The organism is Klebsiella sp. Q2, assembly GCF_009900705.1.
In the GTDB taxonomy this organism is placed as follows: Bacteria; Pseudomonadota; Gammaproteobacteria; order Enterobacterales; family Enterobacteriaceae; genus Klebsiella; species Klebsiella quasipneumoniae.
Window position 1 is genome coordinate 1,196,891 of the sequence record NZ_JAAABE010000001.1, and the last position, 17,038, is coordinate 1,213,928.

General features: G+C 60.5%; 16 protein-coding genes. 8 read left to right on the plus strand and 8 right to left on the minus strand.

All coding sequences use genetic code 11. The annotated features are described in order from the left end of the window. Nucleotides 1–58: 58 nt before the first annotated feature. The 3 genes from GT756_RS05865 to GT756_RS05875 all read right to left on the minus strand — a co-directional run bounded on the left by GT756_RS05865 (nucleotide 59) and on the right by GT756_RS05875 (nucleotide 3,164). Nucleotides 59–1,174, minus strand: coding sequence for a class II histone deacetylase (locus GT756_RS05865; RefSeq protein ID WP_065696686.1), 1,116 nt, complete (start codon nucleotides 1,172–1,174; stop codon nucleotides 59–61). Nucleotides 1,175–1,190: 16 nt separating this feature from the next. Next, on the minus strand, nucleotides 1,191–2,363 hold the full coding sequence (locus GT756_RS05870; RefSeq protein WP_160124601.1) for an MFS transporter: 1,173 nt from the start codon (nucleotides 2,361–2,363) through the stop codon (nucleotides 1,191–1,193). A gap of 117 nt (nucleotides 2,364–2,480) precedes the next feature. Then, entirely contained in the window at nucleotides 2,481–3,164 is a 684-nt protein-coding gene (locus tag GT756_RS05875; protein ID WP_004202446.1) for a response regulator transcription factor, read from the minus strand. Between the two features lie 425 nt (nucleotides 3,165–3,589). On the opposite strand from GT756_RS05875, the gene GT756_RS05880 reads away from it, so the two are divergent. The 4 genes from GT756_RS05880 to GT756_RS05895 all read left to right on the plus strand — a co-directional run bounded on the left by GT756_RS05880 (nucleotide 3,590) and on the right by GT756_RS05895 (nucleotide 8,236). Then, nucleotides 3,590–4,777, plus strand: coding sequence for an anaerobic sulfatase maturase (locus GT756_RS05880; RefSeq protein WP_017900833.1), 1,188 nt, complete (start codon nucleotides 3,590–3,592; stop codon nucleotides 4,775–4,777). 45 nt (nucleotides 4,778–4,822) lie between these two features. After that, the gene (locus GT756_RS05885; RefSeq protein WP_065878460.1) at nucleotides 4,823–6,556 is read left to right on the plus strand and encodes an arylsulfatase; all 1,734 of its coding nucleotides are present in this window, start codon (nucleotides 4,823–4,825) and stop codon (nucleotides 6,554–6,556) included. A gap of 86 nt (nucleotides 6,557–6,642) precedes the next feature. Beyond that, nucleotides 6,643–7,419: an SDR family NAD(P)-dependent oxidoreductase gene (locus GT756_RS05890; RefSeq protein WP_004202438.1), complete on the plus strand. Its 777-nt coding sequence runs from the start codon at nucleotides 6,643–6,645 to the stop codon at nucleotides 7,417–7,419. A 25-nt stretch (nucleotides 7,420–7,444) separates the two neighbouring features. Then, nucleotides 7,445–8,236 carry a MoaF C-terminal domain-containing protein gene (locus GT756_RS05895; protein ID WP_004202437.1) on the plus strand — a complete coding sequence of 264 codons (792 nt, stop codon included), beginning with the start codon at nucleotides 7,445–7,447 and terminating at the stop codon, nucleotides 8,234–8,236. Nucleotides 8,237–8,783: 547 nt separating this feature from the next. Here GT756_RS05895 and GT756_RS05900 read toward each other — a convergent pair. From GT756_RS05900 to GT756_RS05910, 3 genes are all read right to left on the minus strand, one after another. After that, nucleotides 8,784–9,737 (minus strand): aldo/keto reductase, encoded by a 954-nt coding sequence (locus tag GT756_RS05900; protein WP_008805510.1) that lies wholly within the window; start codon nucleotides 9,735–9,737, stop codon nucleotides 8,784–8,786. A 128-nt stretch (nucleotides 9,738–9,865) separates the two neighbouring features. Further along, on the minus strand, nucleotides 9,866–10,642 hold the full coding sequence (locus tag GT756_RS05905; RefSeq protein ID WP_004202434.1) for an ABC transporter substrate-binding protein: 777 nt from the start codon (nucleotides 10,640–10,642) through the stop codon (nucleotides 9,866–9,868). A gap of 19 nt (nucleotides 10,643–10,661) precedes the next feature. Continuing rightward, complete coding sequence (locus GT756_RS05910; protein ID WP_004202432.1) at nucleotides 10,662–11,840, minus strand: M20 aminoacylase family protein; 1,179 nt, start codon at nucleotides 11,838–11,840, stop codon at nucleotides 10,662–10,664. Between the two features lie 233 nt (nucleotides 11,841–12,073). Between GT756_RS05910 and GT756_RS05915 the strand changes: the two genes are divergently transcribed. Continuing rightward, a complete protein-coding gene (locus tag GT756_RS05915) occupies nucleotides 12,074–12,661 on the plus strand; it encodes a YSC84-related protein (protein WP_048294343.1) in 588 nt (195 codons plus the stop codon). Between the two features lie 60 nt (nucleotides 12,662–12,721). On the opposite strand, the gene GT756_RS05920 is transcribed toward GT756_RS05915, so the two are convergent. Together GT756_RS05920 and GT756_RS05925 are read right to left on the minus strand one after the other, a co-directional pair. Then, nucleotides 12,722–13,177: an RcnB family protein gene (locus GT756_RS05920; RefSeq protein WP_048294342.1), complete on the minus strand. Its 456-nt coding sequence runs from the start codon at nucleotides 13,175–13,177 to the stop codon at nucleotides 12,722–12,724. 178 nt (nucleotides 13,178–13,355) lie between these two features. Then, complete coding sequence (locus tag GT756_RS05925) at nucleotides 13,356–13,745, minus strand: hypothetical protein (RefSeq protein WP_002892699.1); 390 nt, start codon at nucleotides 13,743–13,745, stop codon at nucleotides 13,356–13,358. Between the two features lie 269 nt (nucleotides 13,746–14,014). Here GT756_RS05925 and GT756_RS05930 point away from each other — a divergent pair, with 269 nt between their 5' ends. The 3 genes from GT756_RS05930 to GT756_RS05940 are packed head-to-tail and all read left to right on the plus strand — an operon-like array spanning nucleotide 14,015 to nucleotide 17,016. Then, nucleotides 14,015–15,133, plus strand: a complete 1,119-nt coding sequence (locus GT756_RS05930) for an ABC transporter substrate-binding protein (protein WP_094334200.1) — start codon at nucleotides 14,015–14,017, stop codon at nucleotides 15,131–15,133. A gap of 60 nt (nucleotides 15,134–15,193) precedes the next feature. Beyond that, nucleotides 15,194–16,222 carry an iron ABC transporter permease gene (locus tag GT756_RS05935; RefSeq protein ID WP_074194124.1) on the plus strand — a complete coding sequence of 343 codons (1,029 nt, stop codon included), beginning with the start codon at nucleotides 15,194–15,196 and terminating at the stop codon, nucleotides 16,220–16,222. Next, nucleotides 16,219–17,016: an ABC transporter ATP-binding protein gene (locus GT756_RS05940; RefSeq protein WP_160124602.1), complete on the plus strand. Its 798-nt coding sequence runs from the start codon at nucleotides 16,219–16,221 to the stop codon at nucleotides 17,014–17,016. The genes GT756_RS05935 and GT756_RS05940 overlap by 4 nt, the downstream gene beginning before the upstream one ends. The last annotated feature ends 22 nt before the right edge of the window (nucleotides 17,017–17,038 follow it).

A 17,038-nucleotide genomic window follows, 5' to 3' on the forward strand; every position in this document is an offset into this window, starting at 1 on the left:
ACTAAGTAAAGTAAAAGTCCCATATTGGGACTTTAGGGATCAACGTGAGCGGGAGCGACTACTGCAGGCCAAACTGCTGCGCCAGCCGATCGAGAGCCTGCCTCTGGAACTGCGCAAACTCCGCCCGCGGCTGTTGTTGTTGAATAAATTCCCGCAGCGGATCCTGGACCTCGGTGCGGATGCCGCTCAGAGCCTCCATCACCGCCAGGCCGCAGAACGGCACGTAGGATTCGGCGTAGCCGCCTTCGTGCACCATCACCAGTTTCCCGCCGCACAGGCGATCCGCCGCCTGCTGGACCTGTTCAGTCATCGCCCGGAAGCTGTCGCTGTGCAGCTGCATGCGCGCCAGCGGATCCATGGCGTTGGCATCATAGCCGCAGGCGATGATAATCAGCTCCGGCTCAAAGCGCGCCAGCGCCGGAATAACGATGGTTTCCAGCGCATAGCGCCAGCTGTCATCCCCCGCGCCGGCCAGCAGCGGAATATTGATGTTGTAACCCTCCCCCGCCCCCACGCCGCGATCCTCCTCACCAGAGTAGCCCGGCGGGAAGCAGCCGTCCTGATGCAAGGAGATAGTCAGCACGTCGTCGCGCTGCAGGTAGATGTGCTGGGTGCCGTTGCCGTGGTGAACGTCCCAGTCAATGATCGCCACCTTGCCGAGCCCGAGCAGCGCTTTCGCTCGCTCCACGGCAATGGGGATATTGGCGAGAAAACAGAAGCCCATCGACTGGTCCGGCAGGCAGTGGTGTCCGGGCGGACGCGACAGCGAATAGGCGTTATCCAGTTCCCCCTTCAGCACCGCTTCCACCGCCGCGCAGGCCAGCCCGGCGGAAAGACAGGCGATTTCATAACTGCCCGGCCCCAGCGGCGCCTCTTTGCCGAGCATGCCGCCGCCGTTATCGCTTATCGCCTTGAAGCGCTCCAGATAACTGTCGGGATGGATCCGCCGCAGGTCCGAAAGGCTCGCCGGCGCCGCGCTGCGCAGCGCCAGCTGCGGCGTCAGCCCGGAGACATCCATCAGGTTTTTCATCCGCCGTTTGGTCTCCGGCGATTCGGCATGACCGCCGCCGGCGGGTGGCTGTACCCACCCGCCCACCGGCAGCGTCACTGCGTGCAGCCCGGTACTGTGCCAGAAACAACGTTCATCAAAGAAGAAACCGGTTTTTCTTTTCACTCTATCCTCCCGTGGGCTAACCCTTCCCGGCGGCGGAAGCCGCCACAATTAAAATCAGTGACAGCAGCGCGCAGACGCCTGCCGCCGCCAGCAGCGGGTCGGCGCTGGCGAAGTGTTGCAGTAAGGCCCCCGCGAGCGCCGGGCCGGCCGCCATGCCGCCGCCGATCACCAGATTGATGCTGTTCATCAGCCGACCGCTGTTATCGAGCCCGGCGACGCGGGCGAGAATAAAGGGCAGCACGAAGGTCCAGGTGAACTTAAACAGCAGCGCCGCGATGGCGTAGCGCGCCAGCAGCGGCTGGCCAACCAGCAGCCCGACGCTGACGATCAGCAGGCCGTAGCCCAGCCACACCAGTAAGCGATCGTCGCGCCGGGTGCCGCGCAGGGCCGCGCCGCCGGCGCCGATAATGCCGCAAACCGTCGCCGCCGCCAGCACCAGCCCCACCTGCGTCGGGCTCAGCCCCGCCGTGCTGCCGATGGTGCCGATAAAGGTCCACACTGCGCTGAGGCTGATATAGAAAGTGAGCACCGCCAGCACCGCCAGCGCCTGACGCCACAGCGCCGTCGACGGCTGCTGGCGGGAGGCAGAGAGCGGTTGAAAGCGCGGCGGGAAAGCGGAGACCAGCGGCAGGCAGCAGAGCATGATGGCGGCGAGGATCAGATACACCACCTTCAGGCCAAAGGTCGCGAACAGGCCGGGCAGAGCCAGCAGGCCAAGCATCCCCAACAGTAGTTGCCCGAGCACCCAAAAGGCGTAGACCCGCGACGGGTTCGGCGTTCCCGCCGCGCAGCTGATGCACAGAATCATCAGCGTGCCGCCCGCCAGCGAGGCGATAAAGCGCGCCGCCAGCAGCGTCTCATACTGGGTGACCACCGCCGAGGCGAGGTTGGCGGTCAGAAACACCGCCCCGGCCGTCAGGGCGACCCGCCGCCAGTCGAGGCGACTCATCCACCACCACGCCGGGAGCGTCGCCAGGCTCATCGCCCCCAGCTCCGCTGAGAACAGCCAGCCTACCTGCCCGGGTTTTAGCTGCCATTCGCTGGCCAGCTGCGCCGCCACCGCCGGCGCGGTCATCAGAATACCCGGCGCAATAGCGGCAAAAATCACAATCGCCGCCAGCAAACGCAGGGACACCACCAGCCCGGCGTGCCGGGAAAGCGCATTATCAGTGACAGGTGTACTCGACATCGTAGGGCGTGCTCCGGTCAAAAAAGCCTCCCCCCGGAGGATCCTCCAGGGAGTGATACCCACAGGCATCAGGAAAACGCCGTGTTGCCACGGCGCGCGCGGGATGTGAAAGTCAGATCACAGATGCAGCGTACGCTGAGCAGCCGGCATCCAGGTTCGGGAAACCAGTTCGGTACGATTGACCACTTCGGTCTTGGCGAAGATATTGCGCAGGTGCGTTTTCACCGTCGAGAGCGAGATATCCAGCTGGCGGGCAATCAGCTTATTACTGGCCCCTTCGCGCACCATGCCGACGATTTCCCGCTCTTTGGCGGTCAGGATAGCGGGCAGGTCATCTTCTTCCTGCAGGCAGTCGCGGATCGCCAGCTCCACCAGCGGCAGCACCGCCTGGGCCCGATGACGCTCTTCGCTGGAGAAAGGCACGTCGCGCATCAGCGAGATACCGGCGATGATCCGCCGCTCGCGGCGGATGAAGATCTCGGTCATGTCACGCACGTTATTCGGCAACATAAATTCATGATAATAATGTCGGTTGCGATCGCAGAGCCGCGGCGTCATCGCCGCCACGGTGGTGTTCTGGTGGCTAAAGTGCGCCGGTAAATGCGGATCCAGCGGCTGGAAGTTTTCCAGATATTGTTGGTGCGTATTATCGGAAATATTATGCAATATATAGTTTTCGGGTTTTAACCGGTTATTTACTCGATAAAACACCGCTGAAGTCAGTGGAATTAACTGAGAAATAGTCTGTAAACAACGGGCTATTATCGCATCATTACGGCTGGCTTTTAACAAAGCAGACATGATAGGGCCTCCCCGTCGAGATGATGGTGCATGACACATGGATGACTACCGATAATTGAAGCATACATTTCACATTTAAGTAACACAATCATTAACATATTAACAATGTGATAGCCGTTACAAAATTTTCAGCAATGCATTGTTATATAAAGCATTTAAAAAACACACTCGCCATGCCTTACGATAGCGGCGTTAAAACATAAACAAAAAAGATTAATACCCGGCGTACCTGCCTCTGGTGATAAAAAAACCCTATCCCGGACGCGTCTCTCTCATCCTTAAGAACGATGGATTTCTGTTTTTTTTCACTTATACCCTTAACAGGATGCCATTAATTTTCGCCGCGGCTTAATCATGTGATTACGCCTGACCCGCTGTTGCCAAAATAATAGCAACAGCGCCGGTCATTAACCGAGGATAAGCCGATGCTGAATATCGCCGCCCTGCGCCAGCAGCAAATTCCGCTGGCCGCTGAGCCGCGCTCGCCGGTGCCGTTTCATATTCTGATGAAGCCGATTGGCCCCGCCTGCAATCTCGCCTGCCGCTACTGCTATTACCCCCAGGATGAAACGCCGGTCAACAAAATGGACGAGGCGCGGCTGGAGCAGTTTATCCGCCGCTACATCGCGGCCCAGCCCGTCGGCGCGCGGGAAATCAACTTTGTCTGGCAGGGCGGTGAGCCGCTGCTGGCCGGCCTGAGCTTTTACAAAAAAGCGCTCGCCCTGCAGGCGCGTTATGCCCCCGACGGCGTCACCATCAGCAACAGTCTGCAGACCAATGGCACGCTGATCAACGACGCCTGGTGCCGGCTGTTCCGCGAGCATCGCTTTATTATCGGCTTGAGCCTCGAAGGCAGCGAAGCGCTACAGGACCAGCATCGTCCGGATAAACGCGGCCGGGCCAGCTGGCCGGCGGCACTGCGCGGCATCGGCTTTCTCCACCAGCATCAGGTGGATTTTAACCTGCTGGTGGTGGTGCATAACGAGATGGCGGCCCACGCGGCGGCGATTTATGACCGGCTGGTCAGCCTCGGCGCGCGCTATCTACAGTTTCAGCCGCTGATGAGCGAAGGCGCAGCGTTGCGCGAGGGCTATCAGCTGAGTGCCGATAACTGGGGGCGTTTTATGGTCGGCATCTGGCGGCAGTGGCAGAAGCGCTGCGACAAGGGGCGGGTGTTCGTCATCAATATCGAGCAGGCGTGGGCGCAGTACTTCACTCACACCAGCGGCAGCTGCGTGCACAGCGCCCGCTGCGGCAGCAATCTGGTGATGGAGCCCGACGGAGAGCTCTACGCCTGCGACCATCTGATTAACGCCGAACATCGGCTGGGCCGCCTTGACGACATGACGCTGGCGCACGCGGTTGACGCCTCGGTGCAGCTGCCTTTCGGTCAGCAGAAAAGCCTGCGCCGCGAATGCCAGACCTGCGCGGTCAAAATGGTCTGCCAGGGCGGCTGCCCGGCGCATCTGAACGCCGCGGGCAACAACCGCCTCTGCGGCGGCTACTACCGCTTCTTTAGCGAAATTCTGGCGCCCGTGCGCCCCTTTTCCCGCGACCTTCAAGGGCTACAAGCCTGGCGGGCCGCGTTTGTCGGGGCCGCGCATCCGGCGTAGCCCATTGCTCTGAAAGTGATACCCGCAGAAACAGGAGAATCCGTTGTGAATAAAACAGCCATGGCCGCGGCGGTCAGTGTGATCCTCGCCGGTGGCGCGCACGCCGCCCAGCAAGAGCGTCCGAACGTCATCGTGATTATCGCCGATGATATGGGCTACTCTGACATCAGCCCCTTCGGCGGCGAAATCCCCACCCCCAACCTGCAGGCGATGGCCGAGCAGGGGATGCGCATGAGCCAGTATTACACCTCGCCGATGTCGGCCCCGGCGCGTTCGATGCTGCTCACCGGTAACAGCAACCAGCAGGCCGGGATGGGCGGTATGTGGTGGTACGACAGCACCATTGGCAAGGAGGGCTACGAGCTGCGGCTGACCGACCGCGTCACTACCATGGCCGAGCGCTTTAAAGACGCGGGGTATAACACCCTGATGGCCGGCAAGTGGCACCTCGGTTTTGTTCCAGGCGCCACGCCGAAAGATCGCGGCTTTAATCACGCCTTCGCCTTTATGGGCGGCGGCACCAGCCACTTTAACGACGCGATACCCCTGGGGACCGTTGAAGCCTTCCACACCTACTACACCCGCGACGGCGAGCGCGTCTCCCTGCCGGACGATTTTTACTCCAGCGAAGCCTACGCCCGGCAGATGAACAGCTGGATTAAAGATACGCCGCCGGAACAGCCGGTCTTCGCCTGGCTGGCCTTCACCGCCCCGCACGACCCGCTGCAGGCCCCCGACGAGTGGATCAAGCGCTTCAAAGGCCAGTATGAGCAGGGTTACGCCGAGGTCTATCGCCAGCGCATCGCCCGCCTGAAAGCGCTGGGAATTATCCATGACGACACCCCGCTGCCGCACCTTGAGCTGGATAAAGAGTGGGAGGCGCTGACCCCGGAGCAGCAGAAATATACGGCGAAAGTGATGCAGGTCTACGCGGCGATGATCGCGAATATGGACGCGCAGATCGGCACCCTGATGGAAACACTGAAGCAGACCGGACGCGATAAAAATACCCTGCTGGTCTTTTTAACCGATAACGGCGCCAACCCGGCGCAGGGTTTCTACTACGAATCTACCCCGGAATTCTGGAAGCAGTTCGATAACCGCTATGACAACATCGGCCGCAAAGGCTCGTTTGTCTCCTACGGCCCCCACTGGGCCAACGTCAGCAACGCCCCCTACGCCAACTACCATAAGACCACCAGCGCCCAGGGCGGGATTAACACCGACTTTATGATCGCCGGTCCCGGGATCACGCGCCACGGTCACATCGACGCCTCGACGATGGCGGTGTACGACGTAGCGCCGACCCTGTATGAATTCGCCGGTATCGATCCGAACAAATCGCTGGCGAAGAAGCCGGTGTTGCCGATGATCGGCGTCAGCTTTAAGCGCTATCTCACCGGCGAAGTACAGGCGCCGCCGCGCGGGAAATACGGCGTTGAGCTGCACCATCAGGCGGCGTGGGTCGATGGTGAATGGAAGCTGCGGCGGCTGGTGCCGCGGGGCCTCACCGCCGGTGACGCGCCGTGGCAGCTGTTTAATCTGCACGACGACCCGCTGGAGACCCATGACGTCGCGGCCCAACATCCCGATCGGGTCAAAGCGATGAGCGAGGCCTACGAGGCGTTCGCCAGACGCACCATGGTCACCCGGGCGCAGGGCAAGATGATCGATTACGTCGGTATCGACAGCAAAACCGGACGCTATCTGGCGGTTGATCCCGCCACCATGAAGCCGGTTCCGGCGCCGCAGGCGATCCCGGTGAGCGAGATCCATTAACCCCGCGGCTATCGTTCTTCCGGGCGATAGCCGGGAGCTGACGCGCTTTTTAAGGTAATCGGAAACCCCATTACAGGAGAGAGCGAATGGCGAGAGTCGTGGTGATCACCGGCGGCGGAACCGGAATTGGCGCCGCCTGCGCGCGGCTGATGCGCGCCGCAGGCGACCGGGTGTTTATTACCGGACGGCGCGAGGCGCCATTGCAGGCTGTTGCCGATGAGACCGGCGCCACGGCGCTGATGGGCGATGCCGCCGACGGCGAGGTGTGGCGCCAGCGGCTGTTGCCGGCCATTCTCGACCAGAGCGGCGGTGTTGATGTCCTCATCTGCAGCGCCGGCGGGATGGGCAACAGCCCCGCCGCCGAGACCAGCGACCGCCAGTGGCGCGAGGCGCTGGACGGCAATCTCACCAGCGCCTTCGCCAGCGTTCGCGCCTGCCTGCCCTCGCTGATTACCCGCCGTGGCAACGTGCTGTTTGTCGCCTCCATCGCCTCGCTGGCCGCCGGTCCGCAGGCCTGCGGCTACGTCACCGCCAAACACGCCTTAATCGGCCTGATGCGCTCCGTCGCCCGCGATTACGGTCCCCAGGGGGTGCGCGCCAACGCCGTCTGCCCCGGCTGGGTCACCACGCCGATGGCGGATGAAGAGATGCTCCCGCTGATGCAGGCGGAAGGGCTATCGTTGACTGAGGCTTATCAGCGAGTCTGTCGCGACGTTCCGCTGCGCCGCCCCGCCAGCCCCGAGGAGATAGCCGAGGCTTGTCAGTTTCTCTGTTCGCCGCAGGCCGCCATCATCAGCGGCGCCACGCTGGTCGCCGACGGCGGCGCCAGTATCGTCGATGTTCCCACTCTGGCGTTTGCCTAACGCCCTACTCTGTTCAGGAGCCCCTATGACTTCAGAAGCCGTATTTATCCAGGTCGGCGCGCTGGCCGATGGTTTTGCGCCACACGGTAATTTACTCGCCACCGCCAGCCTGCCCGCAGGCGAGCGCTTTACCTTTTATGTCGCCGGAAGTGAGCCACAGCAGCTGATCATCGAAGATGAGCAGACGCTAAGCTGGAACGGCAAGCGCGCCCCCTGGCGGGCGACCGCCCTGCGCCCGGATATTCTGTTTATCGACTTCCTTGACCCGGAGCGGGATAACGCCAGCGTCAGCGCGGTATGCAACCTGACGCAGCGCAACGCCACCCTGGTCTACGGCCAGCTGCCGGACGAAGCCGCCGCGCGGCTGGACGCTTTCAGCCGGGTGGAGCGAGGCCTGCCGCTGACCGCGGTAGAAGCGCGCTTTGTCTTCGCCCGCCTGGATGCGCAGCCGGGGCCGCTGCCGGGCTTTACCGATGCGCTGGTCGGCATGCGCAATCAGTACACCTACAGCCCGACTGAGCGCTATGAGCACATCTATCTCAACGACAATTTTTACGCCTGGCAATGTCTGGACGGCGTGGAAAAGGGGCTGGCGGATGTTGACCGCTGCCACTACGTGCAGGTGGCGGAGGATCTCTATCTGTTTGTCTGGCGGGAGAAAATCATTCCCACGCTGGGGGTGATCCTGATCGATCTTCAGCAGATGCGCACCGACGGCAAGATCATGGGCTATCAGGGCAGCGACTTCGGCGCCCTCAGCAATTTCCCGGTCGGCGCCAGCGCGAAGATCCTCAACCTCACCCGCCATCAGGAATAAAGGGCCGCCGCCGGGCACGCTTTCAGGCCCCCTGCCCGTCATGTTGCCGGGTGGCGGCTGCGCCTGACCCGGCCTACAGGGTTCGTGCGACCTGTCCTTGATTTACCCACTTGCACGACTGAAACTGCCAGTGCTGACGGCCTCAAAATCGCTGAGACGTTCCCGGAAGGCCGGGGCAGCCCGCATGGATGCGGGCTGAGGGCCGTGTTTTGCACGGACGCTGCCTCGGCCCGACCCGAAGCCTGCAGGGATAAGTCGAAGGGACCGCGCAGCGGCGATTTTGCTGGCCGGAGCCCGGGGGTACAGGGGGCGGCGGCGACTGGCCGCCCCCTGTGCGCTCCCAGCGCCATAAGAGACATAGCGCAGAAGACATATCGGGAGCGCAATCTGTCCGGAAATCACATAGAAGTTGTAGCCCTGCCAGGCGCATTGCAAACAGGGAAATTGACGATTGTGCCGTTATTTCGCCGGGTGGCGGCTGGCGCCTTACCCGGCCTGCGGTCCGCGCCATTTGTCCACCCTCTCCCCGCCGGGAAGAGGGCGTGACTCAGGCGCTGGCGCTATCCAGTCGCGCCACCTGCTCCGCGCTCAGGCTCAGCGCCGCCGCGCGGGCAAAACTTTCCACCTGGGCCACGCTGGTGGCGCTGGCGATCGGCGCGGTCACCCCTTCGCGGCCGATCAGCCACGCGAGGGCCACTTCCGCCGGCTTCGCCCCCTGCTCATCCGCGACCGCCACCAGGGTATCGATAATCCGCATCCCGCGCGGATTCAGGTACTTACCAATCCCCCCTCCGCGCTGGCTCTGCGCCAGATCCGACGGCTGACGGTACTTACCGGTTAAGAATCCCGAGGCCAGGCTGTAGTAGGTCACCACCCCGATATCGCGGCTGACGCAGAGATCGCACAGCGCGCCTTCAAACGCGGAGCGGTGATAGAGGTTATATTCCGGCTGCAGCACCTGCCAGGCAGGCAAGCCGCCCTTGCGCGCTACCTCCAGCGCCCCCGCCAGCTGCATTGCATCGAGGTTAGAGGCCCCCATCGCGCGAATTTTCCCCGCCTGTTGCAGGCTGTGGAAAGCCTCCAGCGTTTCCGCTACCGGGGTTTGCGGATCCGGCCAGTGGGAAAAGTAGAGGTCGATATAGTCGGTATTGAGGCGGCGCAGGGAGTCGTCTACCGCCTGCTGGATCCAGGCTTTGCTGAGTCCCTTATGGCCGGGAAGGCCGAGATCGGAGCCGACTTTGGTGAAGATTTTGACCTTATCGCGCATGCCGGGACGCGCCTGCAGCCAGCGGCCAATAATGGTTTCGGATTCGCCGCCCTGGTTGCCCTCTGCCCAGCGGGAATAAACATCCGCCGTATCGATAGCGTCAAAGCCGTGGTCAACAAAAGCATCAAGAAGGGCAAAACTGGTTTTTTCATCAATGGTCCAGCCAAAGACGTTACCGCCAAACACTAACGGGGCGATGGAAAATCCGGTTTTGCCCAAGGGACGTGTCATCATGCCGAGTACTCCTTAGCTTATATTCTGCTTCCCTCAGGTAACCACAATGGTCAGGAGAGGAGGTCGATTGGATAATCAGAAAAGGAATCTTACGGCGGGCGATCCATGCCCGCGGGTACACTCAGACATTATGTCCCGGAATAAACATCAAAGCTAAAATATTTGCTGGCTAATTTTTTATAGGTGCCGTCGGCAAGGATCTTCGCAATCGCGCCGTTTATTTCCTGACGCAGCGCCTCATCGTCTTTACGTAAGCCGATAGCCGCCCCGGCGCCAAACAGCGTATCATCCTGCAGATGGCCGCCGACAAAGGCGAATTCCTTACCCTGCGGCTGCTGCAGGAAGCTGTAGTCGGCCATCATGCCGGAGAGTACCGCGCCGTCGATGCGCCCGGACTCCAGATCGCGCACCACGCTATCGGCCCCCTGGTAGGCCACAATGTTGATCCCCTGCGGACGCCAGTGCTGATTAACGTAAGTCTCCTGCGCCGAGCCCTGCTCGACGCCAATGGTTTTGCCCTTCAGCTGCTCCGGCGTATTGCCTTTCAGGGTATTTTTACGCGCCACGAGGAACACCGGCCCGTTATACAGCTTGTCGCTAAAGGCAATCTGCGCTTTACGCTTCTCGGTCATGTACATCCCGGAAAGGATGGCGTCGAATTTCCGCGCCTTCAGCGCCGGGATAATGCCGTCGAAATTGCTTTCCACCCACACGCATTTCGCCTGCAGCTGCTGGCAAATGGCGTTGCCTAAATCGATATCAAACCCCGCCAGCTTGCCCTGCGGATCCTTCCATTCAAACGGCGCGAAGGTCGGGTCGACGCCAAAGCGGATCGCCTTTCCCCCTTCGGCCAGCGCCGACGTCGACGCCATTAACGCCAGCCATAGCAGTAGTGATTTTTTCATTCCAGTTCTTCTCCAGAGGTTAACGGCAGTGCTTTTCCACCAGACGGGCGAACAGCGTCGCGCCGGTGGTGATAATGTCATCGTTGAAGTCGTAGCCGGGGTTATGCACCATGCAGCCGCCTTTCTCCCCCTTCTCGCCGTTGCCCAGCAGGAAGTAGCAGCCCGGACGTTCGCGCAGCATAAAAGCGAAATCCTCGCTGGCGTTCATCGGCGAGACCGACTCCAGCACCCCTTCGCGGCCAAACACCTCCAGAGCCAGCGCCCGGGCGAAGTCAGTCTCTTCAGGGCTGTTGGTTAATACCGGGTAGGAGTCGTAAACCTCCACCGCGCTGCTGGCACCATAGCTTTTAGCGGTAAATTCGCTGAGCTCGTGAATACGTTTGATCAGCAGGTCGCGGATTTCCGGCTTCATCGCCCGCACGCTGAGCTCCATCACCGCGCTCTCCGGAATGACGTTGGAGGCGATACCGGCCTGGAAGGTGCCGACGCTGACCACCGCCGTTTCGCCCGGCGGCACGTTGCGCGCCACGATGCTCTGCAGGGCCATCACCAGCGCCGCGCCGGCGACGATCGGGTCGACGGTGCGCTCCGGATGGGCGCCGTGGCCGCCGTAGCCGGTAAGGGTGATTTTGACGGTGTCCGCCGAGGCCATAAAGTTGCCGGCATAGAAGCCCAGCTTACCCACCGGCAACCCCGGCATGTTGTGCAGACCGAAAATGCGTTCGCAGGGGAACTGCTCAAACAGGCCGTCTTTAATCATTAAATCGGCGCCGCCGATAGCCTCTTCCGCCGGCTGAAAAATCAGATGCACCGTGCCATTGAACTGACAGGCCGGCGAGGCGATGTATTTCGCCGCCGCCAGCAGAATGGTGGTATGGCCGTCATGACCGCAGGCATGCATTTTCCCCGATACCGTACTGGCCCAGGGTAAACCGGTGGTTTCCTCGATCGGCAGTGCGTCCATATCGGCGCGCAGGCCGATGGTGCGCGGCGAATCGCCTTTGCTCAGGCTGCCGACCACCCCAGTCTTGCCAAGGCCGCGCGTCACCTGATAGCCCCACTCGGTCAGCTTGCTGGCGACCAGTTCGCTGGTATTAAACTCTTCCAGACTTAATTCCGGATTGGCATGTAAATAATGACGCAGAGAAATCATTTCCGCTTCCGTCGCTTTAATTTCTGGAATTACATAATCACTCATGCCGCTCTCCGGGAAATATCGTAAGGACTTAACACGGTATCGTGGTGAAAACTTTATGCAAGCAGGATTTCTAATATCGGAAATGACGGCATCTTATTTAATAATGCGTTCGCGGCAGTGTAAAAAGCATTCGAAACGGTGAAATTTAAAAATAAATGTTTATTTTATGGAGGATTAACCGTTATTTACCCTACTATTTCCGGCCGTATTCAGATTTAAATAAAAAGACTTCTATGAGATTACAGACGCTTTTCCTCGTCGCCATGACCGCGCTGGCGGGCTGCAGCGCGCAGGGGGATACCGCCAGCCAGCAGCGGGCCAGTATTCAGAAGATGCGCAACGAAACCCTCAATAAACTTTACACCGTGCAGCCCGAGGCCCGCAGCGATATTCAGCATGCGAAGGGTTATGCGGTCTTCGCCAACAACAGCAGCAAGATCCTGCTGTTCGGATTTGGCAGCGGCTACGGCGTGGTGCGGGATAAGGCCACCGGGAAGGACACCTATATGAAAATGGCCCAGGGCGGCGCCGGCCTGGGGATGGGGATTAAACAGCAACGCACGGTGCTGGTTTTCCATGATAAAGCGGCCCTGGAGACCTTTATCCGCCAGGGATATATGGTCGGCGCCGATGCGAACGCCGCGGCGAAATATGATGACAAAGGCATCGCGCCGATCGCCGCCTCCGCGAACGGCGTAGCGAAGGACACCTCCTCGCTGCCGTCAAAAGTGAACGTCTATGAAATCACCGACAAGGGGCTGGCCGCCCAGGCGATGGTCAATGGCTATAAATACTGGCCGGATGACGAACTGAACCCGTAGCCCCGGCGGTGATCCATCGCCGAGTCAGGTGTTCCCTGCCCGGCGTTGGGAGACGTGCATTTAGTGGCCGAGGGCGCCGCTCACCAGAATCGAGGTGATGATCCCGGTCGCCGCGGCGATCAGCACATAGTTACCGTCGATATAGGACCAGTGATGGCCCTCCGGCGGGGGCGGCAGGCCGCGGTCGCTCCAGTCACGGACGCGATACTCATCGCCACGGAACGGCGCCGGAGCCGGGTGGCCTTTGCGGAAATCGTTACCGCGCCAGGCGAAATGGTCCTGCTCATGCCGTGCCTGATCGCGCTTGTCATGCCCGTCACGATCCGGGCCACGCTGGTCATGGTCACCCTGACGATGCGCGTCAGGTCCGCCCTGCGGCGCATGCCCATGATGATCCGAACCGTTCTGCCACACCGTTGGCTGCCCCGGACGATGGCCGTCGTTTGGGCCATCGGCAAAGGCCTGGACGCTCAGCACAGTGGATAATATTACCGCCAGAGAAATCATCTTTTTCATCGTACACCTCCTGATTGAAGTTCTTTGTAACGGGAAAATGTGAAGAAAGAGTGAGTATCCGCTTAACCAGGACGATTCCTGGCATCTGGGGTTTCTGCTGTCGGGGAAGGCATTATGGGGGAGTACGAGCAATAAAAAAGGCCGCTCTCGCGACCTTTATTCAGACTGATATCAGGACTTACTCAGTCACTTTATTTTTTAACTCTTCAGCGCCGGTTTTGGTTTTATCCCAGCCCTTTTCTGCGCCGGATTTGGTGGCGTTCCAGCCTTTTTCGCTGACCTCTTTGGTCTTATCCCAACCTTTCTCAGTCCCTTCTTTGGTCTTGTTCCAGGTCTTCTGCGCGCCTTCGCTCACCTGGCTGCCGACGCTATCCTGTTTGCCTTCGGCCGCATGTTTCGCCTTCAGCTGCTGCTCTTCACCTTCGTGCTGGGCCTGATGCAGCTTCTCTTTGGCGGTGTTGGCGTTGGCATTGGCCGCCGCGACGGTATCATCTGTTGCATGTGTTGTCGCAGCAAAAACCGGAGCCGCAACCAGAATAGCCGATAACGCAATCATTGCTTTTTTCATAATATCCTCTCTCACGTGTCGTGTTATGAGTCGTATTCAGGATGGCACAACGAACCGGGGATGACATTAGGAATTAGCCTGAAAAACGTCTTCGACCTGCAACCATGGCAGAAAATGCTGCCGCTGCGCACCCTGTCGGCGTTGGCATAATTTCCATCATGTTTGTTACATTTCGTGAAATTTGCGCTTGATATACTTGCCGTTGACGTTTACTCGAGAATAATTCTCAGAATCATTATATTTATAAATTGGCAAACGGAACTCATTTTATGGCAAGAAAATCAGTAAGATCGCTGTTGCTTACTGCGCTGATCGCGACTCCCTTCCTCAGCTATGCGACCCAATATCCTCTGACGGTTACCGACCTTGACGGCCGGCAAGTCACCCTGGCTAAAGAGCCGCAGCGTATTATTTTGCAGGATGGCCGCGACATTATGACCCTCGCCCTGCTGGACCGGGACAATCCGTTTAAGCGGCTGGTGGCATGGAATAATCTGGCGAAAAAGCAGGACGTTGCCACCTGGCAGATGCTGAAAACGACGTGGCCGCAGTCGGCCACGATCCTTGACATGGGCTTCAGCGACAAGGGGAATGTCGATCTTGAAAGCGTCATCGCCCGCCAGCCGGATCTGATGATCGCCCAGCTGCGCGCCAGGCCAGCGCTGATGGAGAGCGGCGTCATCGACAAGCTCAGCGCCCTGCACGTTCCGGTGCTGTTTGTCGACTATGAGATCGACCCGGCGAAAGATACCGCTCCCAGCATCGACCTGCTGGGCAAAGTCCTCAACCGCGAGAGCCAGGCCAAAGCCTTTACCGATTACTATCGTCAGCAGCTGCAGTCGATTCGCCAGAAAACCGCGACCATCACGCCGAAGGCCAACGTCTTCGTGGAAGCGCTGGCCGGCAACAGCGACGCCTGCTGCTTTACTCACGGCCACAGCGGCTGGGGGGGGCTGGTGGAGGCGGTCGGGGCGAACAATATCGGTTCGCAGCTGCTGCCGGGCGCCTCCGGGTTCGTCTCGCTGGAGAAAATCATCAGCATGAAGCCCGACGCCTGGATAATGACCGGCTCGAAGCGCGGAAACAGCCAGGTGCTGCCCCTCGGCTATGAGGTTAAGCCGGAGGCGGTGAAAGCCCAGGCCCAGACGCTGCTGGCGCGACCGGGGGTCAGCCAGATCCCGGCGGTACAGGAAAAGCGGGCCTATGGCATCTATCACCACTTCTATAACCATCCGTGGAATATTGTCGGCATGGAATATCTGGCGAAAGATATCTATCCGCAGGCCTTCCGCGATCTCAACCCCGATGAGACTTACCATTATATCGTGCGTCACTTCACCGACCTGCCGGACCAGCCGTTCGTCTTTTCCTGGCAGCAGAGCGAGTAATCCGGCATGCGTTTAACCTCCGACTCCGTGCTCGACGAGCTGCCCGCCGGGACTTCTGGCGTGATGGATCATTATCGCCATATCGTGCGTCGCCGCCTGCTGCTGTTGCTGCTGCTGGCGCTGTTGATTGTCGCTTCACTGCTGTTCGATTTTATGCTCGGCCCTTCCGGACTGCCGCTGCAGAGCCTGTGGCAGACGTTAACCGATCCGGCCAGCGCCGATCCGGGCATTCGCGCCATCGTCTGGGATATCCGCCTACCCTATGCGGTGATGGCGATTATCGTCGGTCTGGCGCTGGGACTGGCTGGTGCCGAAATGCAGACCATCCTCAATAACCCGCTGGCCAGCCCGTTTACCCTGGGCGTCTCCTCGGCTGCGGCGTTTGGCGCCGCGCTGGCGATTGTGCTGGGTATTGGTCTGCCCGGTATTCCCGGCCAGTGGTTTATCTCGGCCAACGCCTTTATCTTCGCCCTGCTGGCGGCCCTGCTGCTGGATGGCATTACCCGCTGGACCCAGGTGGCTACCTCCGGCGTCATTCTGTTCGGCATCGCGCTGGTCTTTACCTTTAACGCCCTGGTCTCGATGCTGCAGTTCATCGCCAATGAAGACACTCTGCAGGGGCTGGTGTTCTGGACCATGGGCAGCATCGACCGCGCCTCCTGGAGCAAAGTCGCCATCCTGCTGGTCGCCCTGGCGCTGGTGATGCCCCTGTCGCTGCGCAGCGCGTGGGCGCTGACCGCCCTAAGGCTGGGCGAGGACCGGGCCATCAGCTTTGGCATTAACGTTCGCCGTCTGCGCCTGAGTACGCTGCTGCGGATCAGCATTCTGTCGGCGCTTTCGGTGGCCTTTGTCGGGCCAATCGGCTTTATCGGCCTGGTGGCGCCGCATATTGCGCGGATGCTCTTCGGCGAAGATCATCGCTTTTACCTGCCCGCCAGCGCGCTGATCGGCGCCCTGGTGCTCTCCCTGGCCTCCATCGCCTCGAAGAACCTGATACCGGGGGCCATTATTCCGGTGGGGATCGTCACTTCCCTGGTAGGGGTCCCGTTCTTTTTGAGCATTATTTTACGTCACCGGGGGCAAGTATGAGCGACCAGACGTTATCCGGGCTGTCGCTGTCTCACTTCAGCGCTGGCTACCCCAGACGCAAGGTGATCGAGAACCTGACGGTTCCCCATCTGCCGCGGGGGAAAATCACTGCGCTGCTGGGGCCAAACGGCAGCGGTAAATCGACGTTAATGCGAGCGATGGCGGGGCTGGGCCCCTGCCGCGGCGAGCTGCGCCTGGAGGGAGAAAATCTGCTGATGCAGCCGTCCTCACGTCGCGCAGAACAGGTGGTCTATCTTCCGCAGACGCTGCCCGCCGGCGTGCATCTGCATGTGCTGGAGTCGATTATCGTGGCCCAGCGCGCCGCCGGGGGACGCCACAGCGCCCAGCAGCAGGAAGAGGTAATGGCGTTGCTGCGACAGCTGGGAATTGCCCACCTGGCGATGAGCTACCTCGATCAGCTCTCCGGCGGGCAAAAACAGTTGGTGGGTCTCGCCCAGTCGCTGATTCGCCAGCCGCGCCTGCTACTACTCGATGAACCGCTCAGCGCGCTTGACCTCAACTACCAGTTTCACGTGATGGATCTGGTGCGCCGGGAGACCCGGCGGCGCAACATCGTGACTCTGGTGGTGGTGCACGACATCAATATTGCCCTGCGTCACGCCGACCACGTGCTGATGCTCAAAGCGGGCCAGCTGCTCGGCGACGGCACCCCGGCCACGGTCATCACCCCTGAGACCCTGGCGGCCGTCTATGGCGTGCGCGGCCGTATTGAACCCTGTTCGCAGGGGGTGCGGCAGGTGATTATTGACGGGCTGGTGGACCGCGAGGCCTGACCGCGGCGCGGGGATGGTTGGT